This is a genomic window from Streptomyces radicis, from assembly GCF_003626575.1.
Classification (GTDB): domain Bacteria; phylum Actinomycetota; class Actinomycetes; order Streptomycetales; family Streptomycetaceae; genus Streptomyces; species Streptomyces radicis.
The window spans coordinates 206,915-227,844 of record NZ_RBDY01000010.1; the positions used below are offsets into that span (position 1 = coordinate 206,915).

Annotated in this window: 18 protein-coding genes; 12 read left to right on the forward strand and 6 right to left on the reverse strand. The window is 74.4% G+C overall.

The features are described from left to right. Positions 1–4: 4 nt before the first annotated feature. Positions 5–1,021: a glycosyltransferase family 2 protein gene (locus D7318_RS16240; protein WP_268987343.1), complete on the reverse strand. Its 1,017-nt coding sequence runs from the start codon at positions 1,019–1,021 to the stop codon at positions 5–7. A 94-nt stretch (positions 1,022–1,115) separates the two neighbouring features. Between D7318_RS16240 and D7318_RS16245 the strand changes: the two genes are divergently transcribed. After that, the gene (locus D7318_RS16245; protein ID WP_120697824.1) at positions 1,116–2,189 is read left to right on the forward strand and encodes an LCP family protein; all 1,074 of its coding nucleotides are present in this window, start codon (positions 1,116–1,118) and stop codon (positions 2,187–2,189) included. A 22-nt stretch (positions 2,190–2,211) separates the two neighbouring features. Here D7318_RS16245 and D7318_RS16250 read toward each other — a convergent pair whose 3' ends face one another. Genes D7318_RS16250 through D7318_RS16260 form a run of 3 tightly spaced genes read right to left on the reverse strand, consistent with a single transcriptional unit; the run spans position 2,212 to position 5,031 of the window. Next, positions 2,212–3,534: a coenzyme F420-0:L-glutamate ligase gene (locus D7318_RS16250; RefSeq protein WP_120697825.1), complete on the reverse strand. Its 1,323-nt coding sequence runs from the start codon at positions 3,532–3,534 to the stop codon at positions 2,212–2,214. Then, a complete protein-coding gene (gene cofD / locus D7318_RS16255) occupies positions 3,531–4,496 on the reverse strand; it encodes a 2-phospho-L-lactate transferase (RefSeq protein WP_183091437.1) in 966 nt (321 codons plus the stop codon). The genes D7318_RS16250 and cofD overlap by 4 nt, the downstream gene beginning before the upstream one ends. Positions 4,497–4,509: 13 nt before the next feature. Next, on the reverse strand, positions 4,510–5,031 hold the full coding sequence (locus tag D7318_RS16260; protein WP_120697826.1) for a cysteine dioxygenase: 522 nt from the start codon (positions 5,029–5,031) through the stop codon (positions 4,510–4,512). A gap of 513 nt (positions 5,032–5,544) precedes the next feature. On the opposite strand from D7318_RS16260, the gene D7318_RS16270 reads away from it, so the two are divergent. The 3 genes from D7318_RS16270 to D7318_RS16280 all read left to right on the forward strand — a co-directional run bounded on the left by D7318_RS16270 (position 5,545) and on the right by D7318_RS16280 (position 11,156). Then, entirely contained in the window at positions 5,545–5,808 is a 264-nt protein-coding gene (locus tag D7318_RS16270) for a WhiB family transcriptional regulator (protein WP_049578918.1), read from the forward strand. A 162-nt stretch (positions 5,809–5,970) separates the two neighbouring features. Continuing rightward, positions 5,971–9,630, forward strand: a complete 3,660-nt coding sequence (locus tag D7318_RS16275) for a glycosyltransferase family 2 protein (protein ID WP_120697828.1) — start codon at positions 5,971–5,973, stop codon at positions 9,628–9,630. Continuing rightward, positions 9,627–11,156 (forward strand): DUF5719 family protein, encoded by a 1,530-nt coding sequence (locus D7318_RS16280; RefSeq protein WP_120697829.1) that lies wholly within the window; start codon positions 9,627–9,629, stop codon positions 11,154–11,156. Before D7318_RS16275 ends, D7318_RS16280 begins: the two co-directional genes overlap by 4 nt. Positions 11,157–11,165: 9 nt before the next feature. Here the strand turns inward: D7318_RS16280 and D7318_RS16285 are convergent, their stop codons facing one another. Beyond that, entirely contained in the window at positions 11,166–11,627 is a 462-nt protein-coding gene (locus D7318_RS16285; protein ID WP_120697830.1) for a metallopeptidase family protein, read from the reverse strand. 184 nt (positions 11,628–11,811) lie between these two features. Here D7318_RS16285 and D7318_RS16290 point away from each other — a divergent pair, with 184 nt between their 5' ends. The 7 genes from D7318_RS16290 (at position 11,812) to D7318_RS16320 (ending at position 18,723) form a co-directional block, all read left to right on the forward strand. Further along, positions 11,812–12,186 (forward strand): DUF3499 domain-containing protein, encoded by a 375-nt coding sequence (locus D7318_RS16290; protein ID WP_183091438.1) that lies wholly within the window; start codon positions 11,812–11,814, stop codon positions 12,184–12,186. Positions 12,187–12,269: 83 nt separating this feature from the next. After that, entirely contained in the window at positions 12,270–13,628 is a 1,359-nt protein-coding gene (locus tag D7318_RS16295) for a phosphomannomutase/phosphoglucomutase (protein WP_120697831.1), read from the forward strand. An 89-nt stretch (positions 13,629–13,717) separates the two neighbouring features. Next, positions 13,718–13,891 (forward strand): Trm112 family protein, encoded by a 174-nt coding sequence (locus tag D7318_RS16300; protein WP_120697832.1) that lies wholly within the window; start codon positions 13,718–13,720, stop codon positions 13,889–13,891. A 26-nt stretch (positions 13,892–13,917) separates the two neighbouring features. Beyond that, entirely contained in the window at positions 13,918–15,099 is a 1,182-nt protein-coding gene (locus tag D7318_RS16305) for an SIS domain-containing protein (RefSeq protein WP_120697833.1), read from the forward strand. 58 nt (positions 15,100–15,157) lie between these two features. After that, positions 15,158–16,351, forward strand: a complete 1,194-nt coding sequence (gene manA / locus D7318_RS16310) for a mannose-6-phosphate isomerase, class I (protein WP_120697834.1) — start codon at positions 15,158–15,160, stop codon at positions 16,349–16,351. Positions 16,352–16,606: 255 nt separating this feature from the next. Further along, entirely contained in the window at positions 16,607–18,040 is a 1,434-nt protein-coding gene (ahcY, locus tag D7318_RS16315) for an adenosylhomocysteinase (protein WP_120697835.1), read from the forward strand. A 59-nt stretch (positions 18,041–18,099) separates the two neighbouring features. After that, entirely contained in the window at positions 18,100–18,723 is a 624-nt protein-coding gene (locus D7318_RS16320) for a hypothetical protein (protein WP_120697836.1), read from the forward strand. Here the strand turns inward: D7318_RS16320 and D7318_RS16325 are convergent. Next, entirely contained in the window at positions 18,707–19,585 is an 879-nt protein-coding gene (locus D7318_RS16325) for an RDD family protein (protein ID WP_120697837.1), read from the reverse strand. The two genes, D7318_RS16320 and D7318_RS16325, sit on opposite strands and share 17 nt — an antisense overlap. A gap of 52 nt (positions 19,586–19,637) precedes the next feature. Here D7318_RS16325 and D7318_RS16330 point away from each other — a divergent pair, with 52 nt between their 5' ends. Beyond that, positions 19,638–20,648 carry a stage II sporulation protein M gene (locus tag D7318_RS16330; RefSeq protein WP_120697838.1) on the forward strand — a complete coding sequence of 337 codons (1,011 nt, stop codon included), beginning with the start codon at positions 19,638–19,640 and terminating at the stop codon, positions 20,646–20,648. Positions 20,649–20,930 lie beyond the last annotated feature (282 nt).

Sequence of the window (20,930 nt, forward strand, 5' to 3'; positions counted from 1 at the left end):
GGGGTCAGGGCGCGGTGACCGGGTCACGGCGCGAGGCGATCACCGTGCGCGCCAGCTTCCTCGGGCTGGTCAGATAGCCCCAGCCCCACGACAGGTGCATCGTCGCGAGCGCGAGCGGGATCCGCGCGCGCGCCCCCACCGACAGGCCGCGCCCCGCGGGCAGCGAGCCGAGGCCTATCGCGGCCAGATAGCCCGCGGGGACGACGAACCCCCAGGGCGTCAGGGCCACTCCGGCCACCATGCCCGCCACGATCGCCAGCAGCGCGGCGGGCGGCGCGAGATAGCGGGGGTTGATCGACCCGGCGTGGTAACGCGCCACCACGTGCCGCCAACGCCCGTAGTTGCGGTACTGCTTGGCCAGCGCACGCACCGAGGGCCTGGGCCGGTAGGACACCAGCAGCTCGGGCGAGAACCAGATCAGCCCGCCCGCCCGCCGGATCCTGTAGTTCAGCTCCCAGTCCTGCGCGCGGATGAACTCCTCGTTGTACCCGCCCTGTTGCTCGAGCACCTCGCGCCTGAACACCCCGAGGTAGACCGTCTCCGCCTCCCCTGCCGCGCCACCGGTGTGGAACGCGGCGTTGCCCACGCCGATCCGCGACGTCATCGCGGCGGCCACGGCGCGCTCCCAGTCGTTCTCGCCCTCGGCGTGCATGATGCCGCCGACGTTCGCCGCGCCTGTCTCGTCGAGGAGCCGCACGGCGGTGGCGACATAGCCCTGCGAGAGCATGCCGTGCCCGTCCACGCGCACCACGACGGGGTGGCGTGAGGCGTTGATCGCGGCGTTGAGCCCGGCGGGGGTGCGGCCCGTGGGGTTGGGCACGGTGCGCACCCGGGGATCCGCGGCGACCAGCTCGGCGGCGATCTCGTCCGTGCGGTCGGACGAGGGGCCGAGGGCGATCACCACCTCGATCTCGCCGGGATACTCCTGCTCCAGAATGTGCCGGACCGCGTCGCGCAGGTGCCGCTCCTCGTTGAGCACCGGCATGATCACGGACACCGCGGGGGTCGGAATGGTGGTCACCGGCTCACGTTACCGCGATCGGGCGACCCGGGCGCGCGCCACCCCAGGCCGTAGATCGTATGGACATACGGTGACGGGCGGGAGGTGACCGACGATGCAGGTCCGACGCCGAAACCGCCGCCGCCAGGCTCTCCGGATCGCCGGGGCACTCGCCGCCCTGGTGCTGCTCACCAGCGGAGTGGGCCACGCGATGGTGACCTCCGCCGAGCACAACGTCCGCCGCGTCGACCCGTTCTCGGGTCTGCGCGACCGCCCCGAGGCGGGCAGCGGCCTGAACATCCTGCTCATCGGCACCGACAGCAGGGACGGCCTGTCCGCCGATGAACGCGCCAAGTACCACGTGGGCGACGCCTCGTGCCGCTGCGCCGACGCCGTTCTCCTGCTGCACGTGTCCGAGTCCCGCGAGCGCGCGACCGTCGTCAGCCTGCCGCGCGACTCCTACGCCGAGCTCCCCGAGCACACCTTCACCCCCGACGGCAGCCACCACGAGCCGCACGCCGACAAGCTCAACGCCGCGCTCTCGCACGGCGGTCCATCGCTCATGGTCAACACGGTCGAGGACCTGACGGGCCTGCGCGTGGACCACTACCTCGAGGTCAGCTTCGTCAGCTTCATGCGCGCGGTCGACGAGATCGGCGGCGTCGAGATCTGCGCCAAGCGCCCGTTGAAGGACCCCTACTCGGGGCTCGACCTCCCCGCGGGCACCAGCACCCTCGACGGCCCGACGGCCCTGGCCTACGTCCGCGCCCGCCACCTCGACGGCACGTCCGACCTCGACCGGATGGAGCGTCAACAGCGCTTCCTCGCCGCGTTCCTGAAGGAGGCGGTCAGCACGGGCGTCCTGCTCAACCCCGCCCAGGTCAGCACGACGGCCGACGCCCTCCTCGACTCCGTCCGCGTCGACCCTGGCTTCGGCGCCGAAGAGATGCTCCGACTCGCGGGCCTGATGCGCCACTTCACCACGGACGGTGCCCAGTTCGCGTCGGTCCCCTTGAAGGACGCCTCCCACCACGTCCCCGGCCTGGGCTCGACGGTCCGCTGGAACGAGCAGGAGGCCACCCGCCTGTTCCACTCCCTGAGAACCGACACCCCCCTCCCCGCCCCACCCCCGACCACACCCCCGTCGGAGGCACAACCCCCGAAGAAGGCGGACGAGTTCGCCTGTTGAGCGGCTGTTGAGCGGCGCGGCCTCAGCGCACCTCGACGAACGCGTCCGGGTCGCGCGGGGGGCGGGGGGCGGGTGGGGTGGCCGCGTGGCCGATCGCCACCGTGCCCATCGGGTCCCACGACGCCGGGAGCGCCAGCACCTCGCGGACCACGTCGCGGCAGAACATCGTCGAGGAGACCCACGCCGAGCCCAGGCCCTCGCCCGCGAGGGCGACCAGGAGGTTCTGCACGGCCGCGCCCATCGCGACCACGAACATCTCGCGCTCGGCCGCCGCCCTGCGGGCGTCGGGGTAGGGGTGGGCGCCCTCGGCCACGAGGCAGGGCACCACCAGATACGGCGCCGCGCGCAGGACGTCGCCGCGGCGCACGCGGCGGGCGACGCTCTCCTCGGATCTGCCGTCCCCGCGCAGGTCCGCGACCCACGCGTCGCGCATCGCGTCGAGCAGCCGCGCCCTCGCCCCGGCCGACTCCAGCAGCACGAAGCGCCACGGCGTCGTGTGGTGCGGCGCGGGCGCCGTGATCGCCGCGGCCACCGCGCGGCGCACCGCCGCGCCGTCCACCGGCGCCTCGGTGAACGCCCTGACCGTCCGCCGCAGCGTCACCGCCTCGCGGACCGCCTCGGACGTGCCGAGCCTGAACATGTCGTTGGCCGCGGGCCTGATCAGGTCGCGCGCGGTGCCGCCCGCGTCCATGACCCGGTGGGCCAGGCCGCGGATCACCGCGACCGGCAGCCCGTCGACCTTCCCCTTGACCAGCTCGCCCGCGCCCGCGAGCTCGTCGGCGACGGCGGTCACGGTGACGCCGAGCTCGTTCCCGTGGGGGTCGGTCGTGCCGCGGAAGTCGTTCAGCACCTCGACCCCGGCCGCGCCGATCGCCACGTCCGTCTGCCCCTCGCGCCACGGGCGGCCGAACGTGTCGGTGACCACGACGCCGACCTCGACGGACAGCAGGTCCCGCAGCCCGCGCCTGATCCGCTCGGCCGAGGCGTCCGGGTCCTCGGGGAGCAACAGCACCGTTCCCGGTGGGGTGTTGGAGGCGTCCACGCCCGCCGCCGCCATCACGAAGCCGTGCCGCGACTCCACGATCCTGGCCGGTCCCCGGCGCGCGACGACGCGGACGGTCTCCTCGTCGATCGCCTCGTCCCTGCCCTCGGCCCGCCGCGCCCTGCCCTCGGCCTTGCTGACGACCTTCGACGTGACCACCAGCACGTCGCCGTCGGCGAGCCCGGGCAGCCCCGGCGCGGTGGCCGCGTCCGCGATCAGCTTGGCCAGCTCGTCCCCCGGCCTGACCTCGGGGATGCCGGGCAGCGCCCAGACGCGGTAGCCGGGGGCGGGCGAGGCGTTCACGCGGCGCCCACCTCCTTCGCGAGCGCCAGCGCCTCGCGCGCCATGGCCTCGGCCGCCGCCGCGTCGGTCATCAGCAGCGGAACGGCCCGGCAGCGGATGCCGTCCGCCTCCACCGCCTCGACCGCACCGGCGTCCACCGAGTCCACGAGCCAGCCATCCAGCAGCCCTGAGCCGTAGTGCTGCGCGACGCCGGCCGCCGTGGCGGGCACCCCGATCGCGGCGAGCACCTTGTCGGCCATGCCGCGCACCGGCGCGTCCCCGACGATGGGGGAGAGGCCGACGACCGGCACGCCCGCGTCGGCGATGGCCTCGCGCATGCCGGGCACCGCGAGGATCGTGCCGACGCTCACCACGGGGTTGGACGGCGGGAAGAGGATGACGTCGGCCGCGGCGATCGCCTCGAGCACGCCGGGCGCGGGCCGCGACTGCTCGGCCCCGACCGGCACGACGGCGTGCGCGGGGACGGCCGCGCGCAGCCGCACCCAGTACTCCTGGAAGTGCACGGCCTTGCGCCCGCTGTCGCCGTCGTCGATCAGCACATGTGTCTCGACGCGGTCGTCCGTCATCGGCAGCAGCGTCACGCCAGGCTCCCAGCGTCGGCACAGCGCCTCGGTGACGGCGCTCAGGGGGTAGCCCGCCGCGATCATCTGGGTGCGGACGACATGGGTGGCGAAGTCCCGGTCACCCAGGCCGAACCACTCGGGTCCCACGCCGTAGGCGGCCAGCTCCTCCTTGACGGTGAACGTCTCGTCCGCCCGCCCCCAGCCCTGCTCCTCGTGGATGCCACCGCCCAGCGTGTACATCACCGTGTCGAGGTCGGGGCAGACCTTGAGGCCGAACAGATGGATGTCGTCCCCGGTGTTGCCGATGACGGTGACGTCCGCGTCGGGGGCGGCGCGCCGCAGGCCGCGCAGGAAGCGGGCGCCGCCGATGCCGCCGGACAGGACCACGATGCGTTGCATGTGCCCCAGTCTGTCAGCAGGTGAGGGTCGCCCGGGGCACGGGCTCCTCCCCCGCCGAGCGCCCCGACGCGGCGAGCCGCGGGTGCATGCGCATCTCGGTGAGGCCGGGGAAGTACACGTGCAGGCTGACGGCGGGCTCGAGCGAGACGTTGACCATCTCGTGGACGTACCCGGGCGCGAACGCCCGCATCGAGCCCGGCGTGAGCACCCGCTCCCCGCGCCCCGCGGCGCTCTCCGTGAGCGCCCCCGACAGGACGGCGCAGACGCCCGACGACCTGCCGTGGTCGTGCCGTCCGCTGCCCTGCCCCGGCACCCAGCTCAGCAGCCAGACCTCATAGCCGGGGCCGGTGAGCAGCCGGTGGTACCACCGGCTGGCCGCGTCGTACCGCACCAGGGGCCGCCAACAGCTCCCGTCCTCCGCGATCCCGGCGATGAGCGCGGCGAACTCCGCGACGGTGGCGGGGTGTTCGGCGGGGGGCGGCAGCAGGTGCGGCAGCGCGGTGGGGTCACCGGCGATGGCGTTGTCGTTGTCCATGAGGTCTTGTCGTCTCGGTGCTTCTCTGGGTGGGCGTCACGACGGATGCGGTCGCGCGTGGGTGTCAACGTCAGCGCGCGGCCGTCGACATTCTTTCACCACTTCAGGTCGGCGAGGTCGAGGAAAGGTTTATGCGTGCCCGGATCGGACAGGTGCGCCCTCGTCCGCGGGCGTGGACGCCGTTGCGCATCCGTGACCCCACCGTGATCCGTGTCTCGATGGGAAGCGGCGGGCAACGATTCGGGACCCCGGCTCGTCCTCCCTCGTGAGAGGTGTGCGAAGTGAGGGGAGAACGACCGGAATACGCGGTCGCAAGCTGTGCGAGCAGGCATAGTTTGTGTCGATTTGAACACTTTCCGTGCGCTTGTGGTGCCACAGGGTGAATCATCGGGTGAATAACTGATCGTGGCTTGACTGCCGCTGAGCACCCCACCTGTAATTTCACTCATGTCGTTCGAGCGGTATCGATAACGGCGGCATCACGGGGAAGCAAAGAAGACGAGGGGCGCCCATATGACCGAGCTGTTCCAACAACTGCTGGTCGACCAGGCCGACGAGGAACTTGGCTGGCAGGAGCGCGCGCTGTGCGCCCAGACCGACCCCGAGTCCTTCTTCCCCGAGAAGGGCGGCTCCACGCGCGAGGCCAAGAAGGTGTGCCTCGCGTGCGAGGTCCGTTCGGAATGTCTCGAATACGCCTTGGCCAACGATGAACGCTTCGGAATCTGGGGTGGATTGTCCGAACGTGAACGCCGCCGCCTGAAGAAGGCCGCTGTCTGACCACCCCCCGCCCGAACCCATTACGGACGGGTTCCCCCGCGGGCGCTCCGGCGGGCCGTGACGGTCCCAAGCGCTAGTGTGGTGCGCTGTCCGAGACGTTGCTCCGCCACCTTCGAGGGCGGCGGCGTCCACACCGTCCAGCGAACCGGGGCCCGCACCTCGATGTCCGTGCACAGCCAGCAGGCGCCGCAGCAGGCCGCCCATCCCGAATTCCCGCGGCACGTCGTCACCGCCGTGCTCGTCTCGCACGACGGCGAACGCTGGCTCCCCGACGTCCTGGCCGGACTGCTCGGACAGGACCGGCCCGCGCAGGACGTCATCGCGGCCGACACCGGGAGCGCCGACGCGTCGGCCACCCTCGTCACCGAGGCCCTCGGCGCCGAGCGCGTCCTCCACCTCGCCCGCCGCACCGGCTTCGGCAGCGCCGTCGCGGAAGCCGCCCGCACCGCGCCCGTGCTCACCCCGGACGACCTGCCCTATCTCCGCCGCCCCAACGCCTGGGACCCCGTCACCCGCACGTGGGACACGAGCACCTACGACCTCCCCGAGCTCCCGCACGGCGAGCCCGTCCACTGGCTCTGGCTCCTCCACGACGACGCCGCCCCCGAGCCCGACGCCCTCGCCGAGCTGCTCCGTCAGGCCGACGCCAGCCCGTCGGCCGCCATCATCGGCGCCAAGCTCCGCGGCTGGTACGACCGCAGGCAGCTGCTCGAGGTCGGCGTCTCCATCGCCAACAGCGGCCGCCGCTGGACGGGCCTCGACCGCCGCGAGCAGGACCAGGGCCAGCACGACCAGGTCAGGCCCGTCCTGTCCGTCTCCACCGCGGGGATGCTGATCCGGCGCGACGTCTACGAGCAGCTCGGCGGCTTCGACAAGCGCCTGCCGCTCATGCGCGACGACGTCGACCTGTGCTGGCGCGCCCAGGCCGCGGGCCACCGCGTGCTGATCGCCCCTGGCGCCGTGCTGCGGCACGCCGAGGCCGCCTCGCGCGAGCGCCGCTCCATCGACTGCGCGGGGCGCCTCGGCGGCAGCCCGCACCGCGTCGACAAGGCCGCCGCCGCTTACGCCCTGCTGGTCAACGCCCGTGGCCGCACGCTCCCTTGGGTGCTGTTCCGGCTGGTCCTCGGCACGCTGCTCCGCGTCCTCGGCTACCTCGTCGGCAAGCTCCCAGGGCGCGCGCTCGACGAGGCCGCCGGGCTGCTGTCCGCGCTGCTCCGCCCCGGCCGCGTGCTCGGCGCCCGCCGTCGGCGCGCCAAGGCGGCCGCCGCGGTCGACCCGGGGGAGCTGCGGCCCCTCTTCCCGCCGCCGCTCGCCACGATCCGCACCACCGTCGAACAGGTCGTCAGCAACGTCGGCGGCCGCTCCGAGCCCGCGGCCGCGGCCGGCGGCCGACACGGCGCGGTCGAGTCGGGGCCCACGGACGACGAGGCCGACGACCTCCAGGTCGAGCAGTTCGCCCGCGTCCGCCGCCTGGTCCGCAAGCCGGGCCCCATGCTCTTCGCGGTCCTGCTGATCGCCGCGCTGCTCGCGTGCCGCGACCTGATCGGCGGCGGCGCGCTCACCGGCGGCGCCCTGCTGCCCGCGCCCGCCGACGCGGGCGCCCTGTGGGACCGCTACCTGGAGACGTGGCAGCCCATCGGCGTCGGCGGCGACGAGTCGGCGCCGCCCCATCTGGCCCTGCTCGCCCTGCTGTCCACGGCCCTGCTCGGCAGCACAGGGCTCGCCATGACCCTGCTGCTCGTCGCCTCGGTCCCGCTCGCCGGCGCGAGCGCGTACTTCTCCTCGAGGCCCCTGGTCATGTCCCGCGTGCTGCGCGCGTGGGGCAGCATCGCCTATGCCTTCCTGCCCGCCGTCACCGGCGCGCTCGCCGGTGGCCGCGTCGGCACCGCGATCCTCGCCGTGCTGCTCCCGCCGATGGCCCGCGCCGCCGTCACCGCCGCCGGGTACGCCGCGGGCGGCGGGCGCGGCTCGTGGCGCGCGGTCTGGGCGACCGCGCTGCTGCTGACCGTCTGCACCGCGTTCACCCCGGTGGTCTGGCCGATGGCCGCCGTCCTCGCGCTCGCCGCCGTCGCCCTCCCGCCGCGCCCCGAGCCAGGGCTGCTGCGCGCCAAGGCCGTCAGGATGGCCGCCCTGCTGGCCACGCCCGTGCTGCTGCTCGGACCGTGGTCGTGGTCGGCGCTGTTCGACCCCGAGGCGTTCCTGGCCGAGGCCGGGCTGCCGTTCGAGACGGGCGGGGCCGACGCGTTCCAGCTCCTCAACATCAACCCCGGCGGCCCCGGCACCCCCGGCACCTGGCTGCTGATCGGGCTGCTGCTCGCCGCGCTCGCCGCGCTGCTGCGGCACGAGCGGCGCCTGGCCGTCACCGCCGCGTGGGCCACCGCGCTGGTCGCGCTCCTCTTCGCCGTCTGGTCCGACGGCGAGGGCTGGGCCGGGCCCGCCACCCTCGTCTACGGCCTCGCCCTGCTGAGCGCCGCCGTCCTCGGCGCCGACGGCGCCAGGTACCGGGTCGCCGCGCAGAGCTTCGGCTGGCGCCAGCCCCTGGCCGTCGCCATCGCGGGCGCCGCCGCGGCGGGCCCGCTGCTCGTGGCCGCCGGATGGATCATCGGCGGCGCCGACGGCCCCCTGGAGCGCGCCAACCCCGTGCAGGTGCCCGCGTTCGTCGCGGAGGAGAGCTCGACGCGCGACCAGGCCCGCACGCTGGTGCTCGAGGGCGGCGGCGAGCCCGACGGGCCCGTCGGGCGCGTCGACTACACCCTGGTCCGCGGCTCCGGCGCCCGCCTCGGCGACGCCGACCTCGCCGAACTCCTCGGCGAGAACGCCCCGTTGAGCGCCGCCGTCGGCGATCTCGCCGCGGGCTCAGGGGCCGACCAGACGACCGTGCTCGCCGCGTACGCCGTGCGCTACGTCCTGGTGCAGGACGGCTCCCCGCGCGAGCTGCACCGCGTGCTCGACACCACCCCGGGGCTCCAGCGCCTCAGCCAGGAGGACGGCAGCGCCCTGTGGCGGGTGGACCGCGAGGTCTCCCGCGTCATGGTGGTGCCCCCCGATGAGCAGGGCGGGGCCGCCGCGGCCGTGCCCGTCGCGTCCGAGGCCGTCGAGGTCCACGCCGACGTGCCCGAGGGGCCCGAGGGCCGCGTGGTGCGGATGGCCGACGCCGCGTCGGACGGCTGGGTGGCCACCCTGGACGGCGAGCGGCTGACGCCCGTCACCGTGGGCGACTGGGCCCAGGGCTTCGAGCTGCCCGCGAACGGCGGCCGCCTCGACATCGTCCACGAGACCTCGGGCGGCCACACGCTGTGGACCTGGGCGCAGGGCTTCGGGCTGCTGGTCCTCACGGTCCTCGCGCTGCCGGGCCGCCGCCGCGAGCTGGACGACGACCTGCCCGACGAGCCCGCGCCCACCGCGCCCCCGACGGGCCGCCGCGCCAGGCGCGAGGCCGCCGCGGCCGCCGCGGCGGCCCCCGGCGTTCCCGATGAGGCGGGCGAGGGCCCGGAGACCGCGGAGTTCCCCGGCATCCCCGCCCAGCCCTTGGCGCCGCCCGAGGCCCCGCCCGCCCAGGACCCCGAGCCCGCCGCGCCCTACCCCGGCTACCCCGACCCGTACCACGAGCCCTACCGCGACGCGTACCAGGACCAGGGGTACTACCAGCAGGGCGGCTACCAGGACCAGGGGCACCAGGGGCAGTACCCGCAGCAGCCTCAGCAGCAGCGTTACGGCGACCAGATCCCGCAGCAGCAACAGCCCTACTACGACCCCGACCCCCCACACACGGCGCCGTACGACTATCCGGCCGACCACGGCGACGGGAGCCCTCAGCAGTGAACCGCGCGTCCCTCTCCCTCATCGCCGTCGTCACCGCCCTGGCCGCGGTGACCGGCTTCGCCTCGCTCGGCTCGGGCGACGACGAGATCGAGACCCTGGAGCTCGGCAGCCCACAGCCGGTCCAGCGCACCGCGCTCACCTGCCCACGCCCCACGGCGGCCGAGGCGTCATCGACGTGGTACACCGCGTTCACCCCGCCGACCGCCGGTGCTGGCGAGGGGGCGGGCGAGGGCGATGAGGCGGGCGCCGCGGCCCTGCTGCCCGCCGCCGAGCACGCCCCCGGCGCGCAGGCCCCCGACGAGGACGAGGAGGACGGCGAGAACGAGGCGCCCGAGCCCGTCGTCACCCTCGAGGCCCCGGGCACGCCGGTCACCACGCGCGTCAGGGACGCGGGGGCCCCGGCCCTGACCGGCACGGCTGAGGGCGCGCTCGCCCCCGGCTGGACCGTGCAGCAGACCACGTCCGTCACCTCGGGCGTCGGCAGCGGCCTGCTCGGCACGTCGTGCCAGATCCCGGACACGGACTTCTGGTTCGCCGGGGCGAGCACCGCGGAGAGCCGTTCCGACTACGTCCACATCACCAACCCCGACGAGGCCGCCACCGTCGTCGACATCGACCTCTACGGGCCCGAGGGGCGCATCGAGGCGGAGGCGGGCCAGGGCATCACCGTGCCAGGCGGCGCCACCGTGCCGATCCGGCTCTCGACGCTGCACGCGGACGAGGTCGAGGACCTGGCCGTGCGGGTCGCCGCCCGCACCGGGCGCGTGGGCGCGCAGATCGAGGCGCTCGACAGCGAACGCGGCTCCGACTGGCTGCCCCCCAGCACCGCCCCCGCCGGGGAGGCCGTGCTCCCGGGCATCCCGGGCGACGCGGAGAGCGTGCGGCTCGTGGCGTTCGCGCCGGGCGACGAGGACCTCACGCTCGACGTCTCCCTGGCCGGGCCATCGGGCACCATCACCCCCGCGGGGAACGAAACGGTCTCCGTCCACGCCGGGACGCTGACCGCCGTCGACCTCGGCCCCCTCACCCAGGGGGAGACGGGCTCCCTGGTGCTGACGCCCGCCGAGGGATCGGGCGGCGGCCCCGTTGTCGCGGCCCTCCAGGTGGTGCGCGGCGAGGACGACGAGCGCGAGGCCGCGTACATCACCGGCACCGCCCCCGTCGAGGGCCGCGCCACGATCTCGGGGAGCTCGGCGGACGGCACCCAGCTCTCCCTGGTCGCCCCTGGCGACGCGGTCGAGGTCGACGTCACCCTGTCCGCGGGAGCCGAAGGCGGCGAGCCGGTCACCGAGACCTACACCGTGGACGGCGCGACGACGCTGACGTTCGCGCCCGAGGTCCCCGACGGCACCGAGGGGCTCTACGCCCTGACGATCGAGCCGTCGGGCGGCCCCCTCTACGCGGCGCGGACGCTGAGCATGGAGAGCGAGGGGCGCGACACGTTCACCGTGCAGACCGTGCCCGACGACCGCTCCACGGTCGCCGTCCCCGAGACCGCCCCCGACCTGTCCGTGCTCGCCGACTGAGCGGCGGGCTCACTCCTGCCCGTACTTGGGGTCGACGGACTCGGGCGCGAGGCCGAGCAGCTCGGCCGCCTGCTCCACGACGACCTCGTGCACGAGCTGCGCGCGCTCGTCCTTGTCGCGGCTGCGCAGCTCGACGGGCCGCCGGTAGACCACGATCCGGTCGGGCCGCCCGCCCGAGGCCCGCTCGACACCGCCGAGCGGGACGACCCCGTCGGCCGACCCTTCGCCGTCCCGCGGCAGGAACGGCACCTCCCGCACGCCGAAGTCCACGCCCGCCAGCTGCGGCAGCCGCCGCCGCAGCCGCTCGGCCGAGTCGTGCACGAGGGAGTCGAACGTGTCCGCCCTGCTCACCGCGAGCGGAACCTGCGGCGGGGCGACGGGTCCGCGCATGCCGCGGCCGTGCCGGTCCCGGTGCCGATGACGGTCGGCCGGGCCGGACGGGACGGGGGGGACGCTGCCGGAAGTGTCCATCGCAACGACCATAGAGGACGCGGCGCCGCGGGGTCAGAACGCACCCGCGCACCGCTCGCGTTCCGGCCCCGACGGTGACCCTTGCGACGAATCCGTACAGGCCGGGCGCCCTGTCACGACACGGGCGGGTGACGCGGCGCCGATCCGTCGCGACCCGCTCAGGAGTGCGGTACGTTTCACCATCGTGAGCCCCGTACGTCGCTGTTCGCGCACCGCGTGCGCCCGCCCGGCCGTCGCGACGCTGACCTATGTCTACGCGGACTCCACCGCCGTTCTCGGCCCCCTCGCCACCTACGCCGAGCCGCACTGTTACGACCTGTGCGCCGAGCACTCCGAGCGGCTCACCGCCCCCCGTGGCTGGGAGGTCGTCCGCCTCGCCGTCGACGCGGGCGCGGCCCGGCCGAGCACCGACGACCTGGAGGCCCTGGCCGACGCCGTGCGCGAGGCCGCGCGCGCCCCCCAGCGCCGCGAGGCGCCCCCCGTCGCCGCCCCCGGGGCCGACCCCATGGAGGTCGCCCGCCGCGGGCACTTGCGGATCCTGCGTTCACCTGAGCCGTAACGCCCGGCCGGTACATTGAGGTGCGGAGCGCTCCTGACAGCACACACCGCCCATCCTCAAGACCTCAAGACAAGGGGTTAGCTGTGCCGGACCTGTCACAGATCGTGAAGGCCTACGACGTCAGAGGTGTGGTCCCCGACGAGTGGGACGAGCGCCTCGCCGAGCTCTTCGGCGCCGCCTTCACGGAGATCACCGGCTCACGCGCCATCGTCATCGGCCACGACATGCGGCCTTCGTCCCCCGGCCTCGCCCACGCGTTCGGCCGCGGCGCCGCGCGACGAGGCGCGGACGTCACGGAGATCGGGCTCTGCTCCACCGACCAGCTCTACTACGCGAGCGGCGCGCTCGACCTGCCGGGCGCCATGTTCACCGCGAGCCACAACCCCGCCCGGTACAACGGGATCAAGATGTGCCGGGCCGGCGCCAGGCCCGTCGGGCAGGACAGCGGCCTGGCCGACATCCGCGCGCTCGTCGAACGCTGGCTGGCGGAGGGCGCCCCCGAGCCGGCCGCCACGCGGGGCGCCATCCACAGGCGGGACGTCCTCGAGGACTACGCCGGCTACCTCACGTCCCTCGTGGACCTGACCTCCATCCGCCCGCTCAAGGTCGTCGTCGACGCGGGCAACGGCATGGGCGGCCACACCGTCCCCACCGTCTTCGCCGGGCTGCCCATCGAGCTCGACGCCATGTATTTCGAGCTGGACGGCACGTTCCCCAACCACGAGGCCAACCCCCTCGACCCGGCCAACATCGTGGACCTCCAGGCGCGCGTCAGGGCCACGGGCGCCGACGCGGGCCTCGCGTTCGACGGCGACGCCGACCGCTGCTTCGTCGTGGACGAGCGCGGCGAGCCCGTGCCCCCGTCCGCCATCACCGCCCTGGTCGCCGCCCGCGAGCTGGCCAAGGCGCCCGGGTCCGCGATCATCCACAACCTGATCACCTCGTGGACCGTCTCCGAGGTCGTCAAGGAACACGGCGGCACCCCGGTCCGCACGCGCGTGGGCCACTCGTTCATCAAGGCCGAGATGGCCGAAACCGGCGCCATCTTCGGCGGCGAGCACTCCGCGCACTACTACTTCCGCGACTTCTGGAACGCCGACACCGGCATGCTCGCCGCCCTCCATGTGCTGGCCGCCCTGGGCGAGCAGCCGGGGCCGCTGTCCGAGCTGGTCTCGGCGTACGACCGGTACGCCTCGTCCGGCGAGATCAACAGCCGCGTCGACGACCAGGCGGGCCGCGCCGCCGCGGTCAAGGGCGCGTTCGCCGACCGGCCGGGCGTCACGCTCGACGAGCTCGACGGCCTCACCGTGACCGCCGACGACTGGTGGTTCAACCTCAGGCCGTCCAACACCGAGCCGCTGCTGCGCCTCAACATCGAGGCCCGCGACAGCGCCACCGTCGACCGCGTCCGCGACGAGGTCCTGGCGATCGTCAGGGGCTGACGAGCCCCGGCCCCCGGCTTCCGGATGTCTGTGCGGCGTCCCTCCGGGTAGGGTGACCAGCGGAAGCCGGTCACCCAGGGAGGGACGCCATGCCGCTCGTCGAGGCCGCACTGCTTGACATCCTCGTCTGCCCCGCGTGCCACGCCACCCTCCGCGAGGAGGGCTCGGAGCTGGTGTGCAACGGCGAGGGCTGCTCGCTCGCCTACCCCGTGCAGGACGGCATCCCCGCCCTGCTGGAGAGCGAAGCCCGCCGCACCGGCTGACCCCGGGGCCCGGCACCGGAGTTGCCATGATCGACGAAACGCTGCTCGACGAGCCGCACGCGCTCGTCCGCGCCGACAGCCGCGGCCTCCTCCGTGCCGTCGCCGGCGCGGGCGCCCATGTGCGCACCGCGGCCCGCGCGGCCGACGAGTCGCCCGTGGCCCGCCTCACCCCGGACGACCGCCCCGGCACGCTGCTGATCGCGGGCACAGGCCCCGCCGTTCCGCTGGCCGCCGGGCTGCTCGCCGCCCTCGCGGGGGACGGCGTCCGCGTCGCCCCCATCGAGCCGACGGGTCCTTTCGCCGACCCCGGCGCGCTCACCTGGCACCTGCCCCGCTGGGTCGGCCCGCTCGACCTGCTGCTGATCCTCTCCGCCGACGGCGCAGAGCCGGGGCTGACGCTGCTGCTCGAGGCCGCGTACCGCCGCGGCTGCGCCACCGTCACCGTCGCGCCCGAGATCTCGCCGCTCGCCGAGGCCACCGCCCACCGCCGCGGCCTCGGCATCCCCTACGGGCCCGCCCCGCACGCCGAGCCCGCGGACCACCCCTTGGCACCCGGGCCCGCGTGGGCGCTCATCGCGCCGCTGCTGCCGCTCGGCGACCGGCTCGGCCTGTTCACCGCGCCCGCGGCCGACGTCCTGGCCATGGCCGACCGGCTCGACGCCGTGGCCGAGCGCTGCGGCCCCACCACGCGTACCCACGACAACGTCGCCAAGGCCCTCGCCGCCGAGTTCGCCGCGACCGTGCCACTGCTGTGGAGCGAGGGCCCCCTCGCGCACGCCGCCGCCCGGCACGCCGCGGCCACCCTCACCGGCCTCGCAGCCCGGCCCGCGCTCGCCGCGCCCGTGCCCGGCGCGTTCACCGAGCACGGCGCGCTGCTCGGCGGCAGCCTGGTGCCGGGCGCCGATCCGGACGACTTCTTCCGCGACCGCGTCGAGGAGCCCCAGCCGCTCCGCGCCCGCGTCCTGCTGCTGAGCGACACGGACTCCGAGGCGCCACCCGACCCCGCCGCGCCGGAGAACGCGCCCGGCGCGCCCCGCGTGCCCGGCGCGGCCTCGGCGGCGCGCGCCCTGGCGTTCGAGCGGGGCGTGGCGTTCAGCGAGCTGGCCTTCGCACGGGGCGGCGGGCCCCTCGAGACCGCCGCCGAGTTCGTCGCCCAGCTCGACTTCGCCGCCGTCTATCTCGCCCTGGCCGCGGGCTCGGGCTCCTGACGCCCGGGCCGCTGCCTCTCCGCCGCCGCTCTCGAAGCCCCGAAGGACTCACGCACCGATGGACCGCCTCGTCAACACCATCAGGACCTACGCGTGGGGCTCGGCCACCGCGCTGCCCGAGCTGCTCGGCACCGCGCCGACCGGCGACCCGCAGGCCGAGCTGTGGATGGGTGCCCACCCCGGCGCGCCCTCCCGCGTGGACCGCGGCGCCGGGCCCGTCTCGCTGGCCGACGCGATCGCCGCCGACCCCGTGGGCGAGCTGGGCGGGCCGACCGTGGAGGCGTTCGGGCCGCGGCTGCCGTTCCTGCTGAAGCTCCTGGCGGCCGAGACCCCGCTGTCCCTCCAGGTCCACCCCGACCTCGGCCAGGCTCAGGAGGGCTTCGCCGACGAGGAGGCGCGCGGCGTCCCGCTCGACGCCCCCCACCGGAGCTACAAGGACGCCAACCACAAGCCCGAGATGATCTGCGCGCTCACCCCGTTCGACGGGCTGTGCGGCTTCAGGCCCGCCGCCGAGGCCGCCGAGCTGCTCGACGGGCTCGGCGTCCCGCGCCTCAAGCCGTATGCCGACCTGCTGCGCGCCCGCCCCGAGGGCGAGGCGTTGCGCGACGTCCTCACCGCCGTGCTCACCGCCGAGCCCGAGGCCATGGCCGCCACGGTGAACGCCGCGGCCGAGGCGGCGGCGCGGCTCGCGCCCGAGCGCCCGGAGTACGCGCCCTACGCCGCCCTCGCCACCCACTACCCCGGCGACCCCGGCGTCCTGGCCGCGATGCTGCTGCACCACATACGCCTCGCGCCGGGCGAGGCCCTCTACCTCGGCGCCGGGGTCCCGCACGCGTACATCGAAGGACTCGGCGTCGAGATCATGGCCAACTCGGACAACGTCCTGCGCTGCGGCCTGACGCCCAAGCACGTCGACGTCCCCGAGCTGCTGCGCGTCGTCCGTTTCGAGGCGGCGCCCCCCGGCGTGCTGCGGCCCGCGCCCGCCCCCGACGGCTCGGGCGAGGAGGTGTACCCCGCGCCCATCGGTGAGTTCCGCCTCTCCCGCCTCCCGCTGGCCGCGGGCGACCCGGCCCGCGCCCTGCCATCGGGCACCCCGCAGATCCTGCTCTGCACGGCGGGCCGCGCCATGCTCACCGGGCCCGACGGCGCCCAACTCACCCTGGAACGCGGCGAGTCGGCGTACGTTCCCGCCGGGGAGGCCGTCCTGACCACCGGCGAGGGCACCCTGTTCCGCGCCACCACCGCGCCCTGAGCTGATCCGCGACCTGATCCATGACCTGATTCTGGCCGGGAATCACCGGCCGTCTTGAGCCGCGCCGGGGGCCTCGGTGTACATTCGGGCCGGAAGTCGACGTCGCTGCTGATGGCAGTCGGGCGGCCCGAGGGTCGGCCCGGCCGAGGGGTAAGAAGGCCCTCCGACGGACTGCGGGGTTTCGGACGTGCGCTCATGTCCGCATGCCCGTGGCCGCATCGTGTCCGCATCGCATCGCTTTGAGGAGCAGTCGTCATGTCAACGAGCGACTCCACCGCTCAGGACTTCAAGGTCGCCGACCTCTCGCTGGCCGACTTCGGCCGCAAGGAGATCACCCTCGCCGAGCACGAGATGCCCGGCCTGATGGCGATCCGCGAGGAGTACGCCGCCAGCCAGCCGCTGGCGGGCGCCCGCGTCACCGGCTCGCTGCACATGACCGTGCAGACCGCCGTGCTCATCGAGACCCTGGTCGCGCTCGGCGCCCGCGTCCGCTGGGCCTCGTGCAACATCTTCTCCACCCAGGACCACGCCGCCGCCGCGATCGCCGCCGCCGGCATCCCGGTCTTCGCCTGGAAGGGCGAGACCCTCGAGGAGTACTGGTGGTGCACCGAGCAGGCGCTGACCTGGTCCGACACCCCGACCGGCGGCCCCAACATGATCCTGGACGACGGCGGTGACGCCACGCTCCTGATCCACAAGGGCGTCGAGTACGAGAAGGCGGGCACGGTCCCCGACGTCTCCACCGCCGAGAGCGACGAGCACCGCGTCATCCTGGAGCTGCTGACCCGCACGGTCGCCGAGTCCCCCCGCAAGTGGACGCAGGCCGCCTCCGAGATCCGCGGCGTCACCGAGGAGACCACCACCGGCGTCCACCGCCTCTACGAGATGTTCCGCGAGGGCACGCTCCTGTTCCCCGCGATCAACGTGAACGACGCCGTCACCAAGTCGAAGTTCGACAACAAGTACGGCTGCCGCCACTCGCTCATCGACGGCATCAACCGCGCCACCGACGTCCTGATCGGCGGCAAGGTCGCCGTCGTCTGCGGCTACGGCGACGTCGGCAAGGGCTGCGCCGAGTCCCTCCGCGGCCAGGGTGCCCGGGTCATCATCACCGAGATCGACCCCATCTGCGCCCTCCAGGCCGCGATGGACGGCTACCAGGTCGCCCGCCTCGACGACGTCGTCGAGACCGCCGACATCTTCGTCACCGCCACGGGCAACAAGGACATCATCCTGGCCGCCGACATGGCCCGGATGAAGCACCAGGCGATCGTCGGCAACATCGGCCACTTCGACAACGAGATCGACATGGCGGGCCTCGCCAAGCTCCCCGGCGTGGTCCGCGACGAGGTCAAGCCGCAGGTCCACACGTGGACGTTCCCCGACGGGCACACGATCATCGTGCTGTCCGAGGGCCGCCTGCTGAACCTCGGCAACGCCACGGGCCACCCGTCGTTCGTCATGTCCAACAGCTTCGCCAACCAGACGATCGCCCAGATCGAGCTGTTCGCGAAGACCAACGAGTACCCCACGGGCGTCTACACGATCCCCAAGCACCTGGACGAGAAGGTCGCCCGCCTCCACCTCGACGCCCTCGGCGCGCGCCTCACCGAGCTGCGCCCCGAGCAGGCCGCCTACATCGGCGTCCCCGTCGAGGGCCCCTACAAGCCGGACCACTACCGGTACTGATCGAAGCACCACCGCCCGGCCGCGCCCCGGCGCGCGGCCGGGCGCGTGCGCCGACACCCATGCCACGCGGCCGCTACAGCCTCCACGACCCCGGCGACGGCGCCCCCCTCGGCGAGGAGCGCTTCCAGTGCGCCCCCGGCCCGGGCGGCTGGCGCTATGTCTCCCGGACGTTCGCCACCGACGGCGAGCCCACCGGCTCCCTCGACCTCACCCTCGACGCGCTCGGCCGCCCGATCCGCCTCGAACTGACCGCCGCCGACTGGCGGATCCGCGGCGCCGCCCTCCACGGCGTCACCTGGGTCCGCGCCTCCACCGCGGGCGGCGACGGCACCGAGGGCAACGCCGCCGCCCGCGCGTTCACCGGCGCGTCCCCGGCCTTCCTGATCGCCACCGCCCAGCTGCTGCGCGCGGCCGAGTCGGGGCCGGGGGGGCGCGTGCGGCTTGTGGCGTTCACCCCGCCCGTCCTCGCGCCCCGCACGGTCGACGAGCACTGGACCCTGACCGGCACGGACGTCCACGCCGAGGACGGCGCGTCGCTCGCCGTCGACACCTACCGCGTCGACGACCTGGCGACCGGGGAACGGCGCACGATCCACCTCGGCGGGGATGTCGTCCTGGCCGCTCCCGGCGTCGAGTTGGAGGACCTGGACGGGCCCCCGGCCACGCTCACCCCGGGGGAGTGAACCCGGTCCTCCGCTCCGGTGGCGGCGCCTCGGGCCGGTACGACTCCCGCGGCCGCGGCTGTGGCTCCGGTAGGGGAGGCGGCGGCGCGGCCGGTGCCACGGGCGCCGCGGCCGGGGCCCCGAACGTCCGCTCCGCCTCCCGCCGCTGCCGCTCCCCCGCCACCGCGCTCAGATACGCGGCCGGGTGCAGCCCCGGGGGCGCGGGCGTCCCCACGCGCGCCACCATGTCGTCGGCCAGCCGCACCGCCATCGACCACGCGACGCCCTGGTCCAACTGCCGTATCCGCGACAGGTACTGGCGCACCGCGAGCCACAGGCTGTCAGGCACCCGCGACAGGTCGAGCTCGGCCAGCTGTCCCGCGACGGCGGGCGGCGGGGGCGCGACCGGCAGCGCGCGGCTGCCCGGCACGCGCTCCCGCACCACCATCGTTCCCGCGAAGACATCCCCGAGCCGCCGCCCCTCCGCGGACACGAGCGACGCGATCGCCGCGACCGAGCCCGCGGTGAAGATGATCTCGACGAAGCCGATCGCCCCGCGCACCAGCGCGTGGCGGAACCTGACGGGCCCCCCGTCGTTCCGCACGACCCGCAGCCCGAACGCCAGCTTCCCCAGCGAACGCCCACGGCTGAGCGTCTCGACCGCCACCGGGCCGCCGACGAGCACCAGGATGAGCAACGCCACCCCCACCGCCTGCGCGGCGGCGGGCCCCAGCGGCAGCACGCTGCTCAGCAGGACGACCGACACCAGCAGGTACACGCCCACGATCACCACCAGGTCGATCGCCAGCGCCATCGCCCGGCTCGGCAGCCGCGCCACCTGCAACCCCAGCACCACGGCGTCACCCGTGACCAGCCGACTCATTCCACCCACCTCCCCGACCCAGTCTGTCACCGCCGTCTGACAAGCTCTGAGTATGGATGTCGACGTGTTCGTCGCCGCGCACCGGGACGAGTGGACCCGCCTCGAGGGGCTGCTGCGCCGCTCCCGCCGTTCCCTCACCGGGGCCGAGGCGGACGAGCTCGTCACGCTCTACCAGCGCACGGCCACGCATCTCTCGCAGCTCCAGTCGGCCGCGCCCGACCCGGCGCTCATCGGCAGGCTGACCACGCTGGTCGCCCGCGCCCGCAGCGCGGTCGTCGGCTCCCGCCGCTCGACGTGGCGGGACGCGCTCGGCTTCTTCACGACGGGCTTCCCCGCCGCCTGCTACCGGACGCGCCACTGGTGGGTGCCCACCGCGCTGCTGTTCACGGCCCTGGTCGCCGGGCTCGGCTGGTGGATCGCGGACAGCCCCGATGTCCAGGCCCGGATCGCCGCCCCCGACGACCTGCGCGAGATGACGCGCCCAGGCGGCAGCTACGAGACGTACTACTCCAGCAGCCCGGCCGCCGCGTTCTCCGCCCAGGTGTGGACGAACAACGCACAGGTCGCGGGCCTCTCCCTGGCCCTTGGCACCCTGCTCGGCCTGCCGGTCCTCTGGCTCCTCCTCCAGAACGCCGTGAACGTCGCGCTCGGCGTGGGGCTCATGGCGTCGGCGGACCGGCTGGACGTCTTCCTCGGCCTGATCCTGCCGCACGGGCTGCTCGAGCTGACCGCGGTGTTCGTCGCCGCGGGCGTCGGACTGCGCCTGGGCTGGACGGTGATCGACCCGGGCCCGCGGACACGGCTCACGGCCCTGGCCCAGGAGGGCCGGGCGGCGCTCGGCATGGCCATCGGCCTGGCCGTGGTGCTGCTGATCTCCGGCGTGATCGAGGGCTTCGTCACCCCGTCGGGGCTGCCCACATGGGCTCGCGTCGCCATCGGCGTCGCCGCCGAACTGGCCTTCCTCGCCTATGTGTTCATCCTGGGCCGCCGGGCGGTCGCCGCGGGCGAGACGGGTGACGTGGCGGAGGCCGACCGTCCCGCCGAGGCCCCCGTCGCGGCGTGACCCCACCCCACTCGGCTTGACGCTCCCGCCACACGGGCGTAACGTTGCCCGAGCGCTCTTGACAGGGCGCACTCCACCACAAGCACTCAAAGGCCCGTGAGGGTTTCTTTGGTCTGCCTGGAATGGGGATCTCGGGGCCGGATTTGGAATTCGGTGGGGATTGCTTCTAGAGTGGTGGACACAGCGAAGGGAAACGCCCGGAGGGTCCTGAGAGGGGCTTGAAGGAAGTGTCCGTTCCTTGAGAACTCAACAGCGTGCCAAAAGTCAATGCCAGTTGTATTG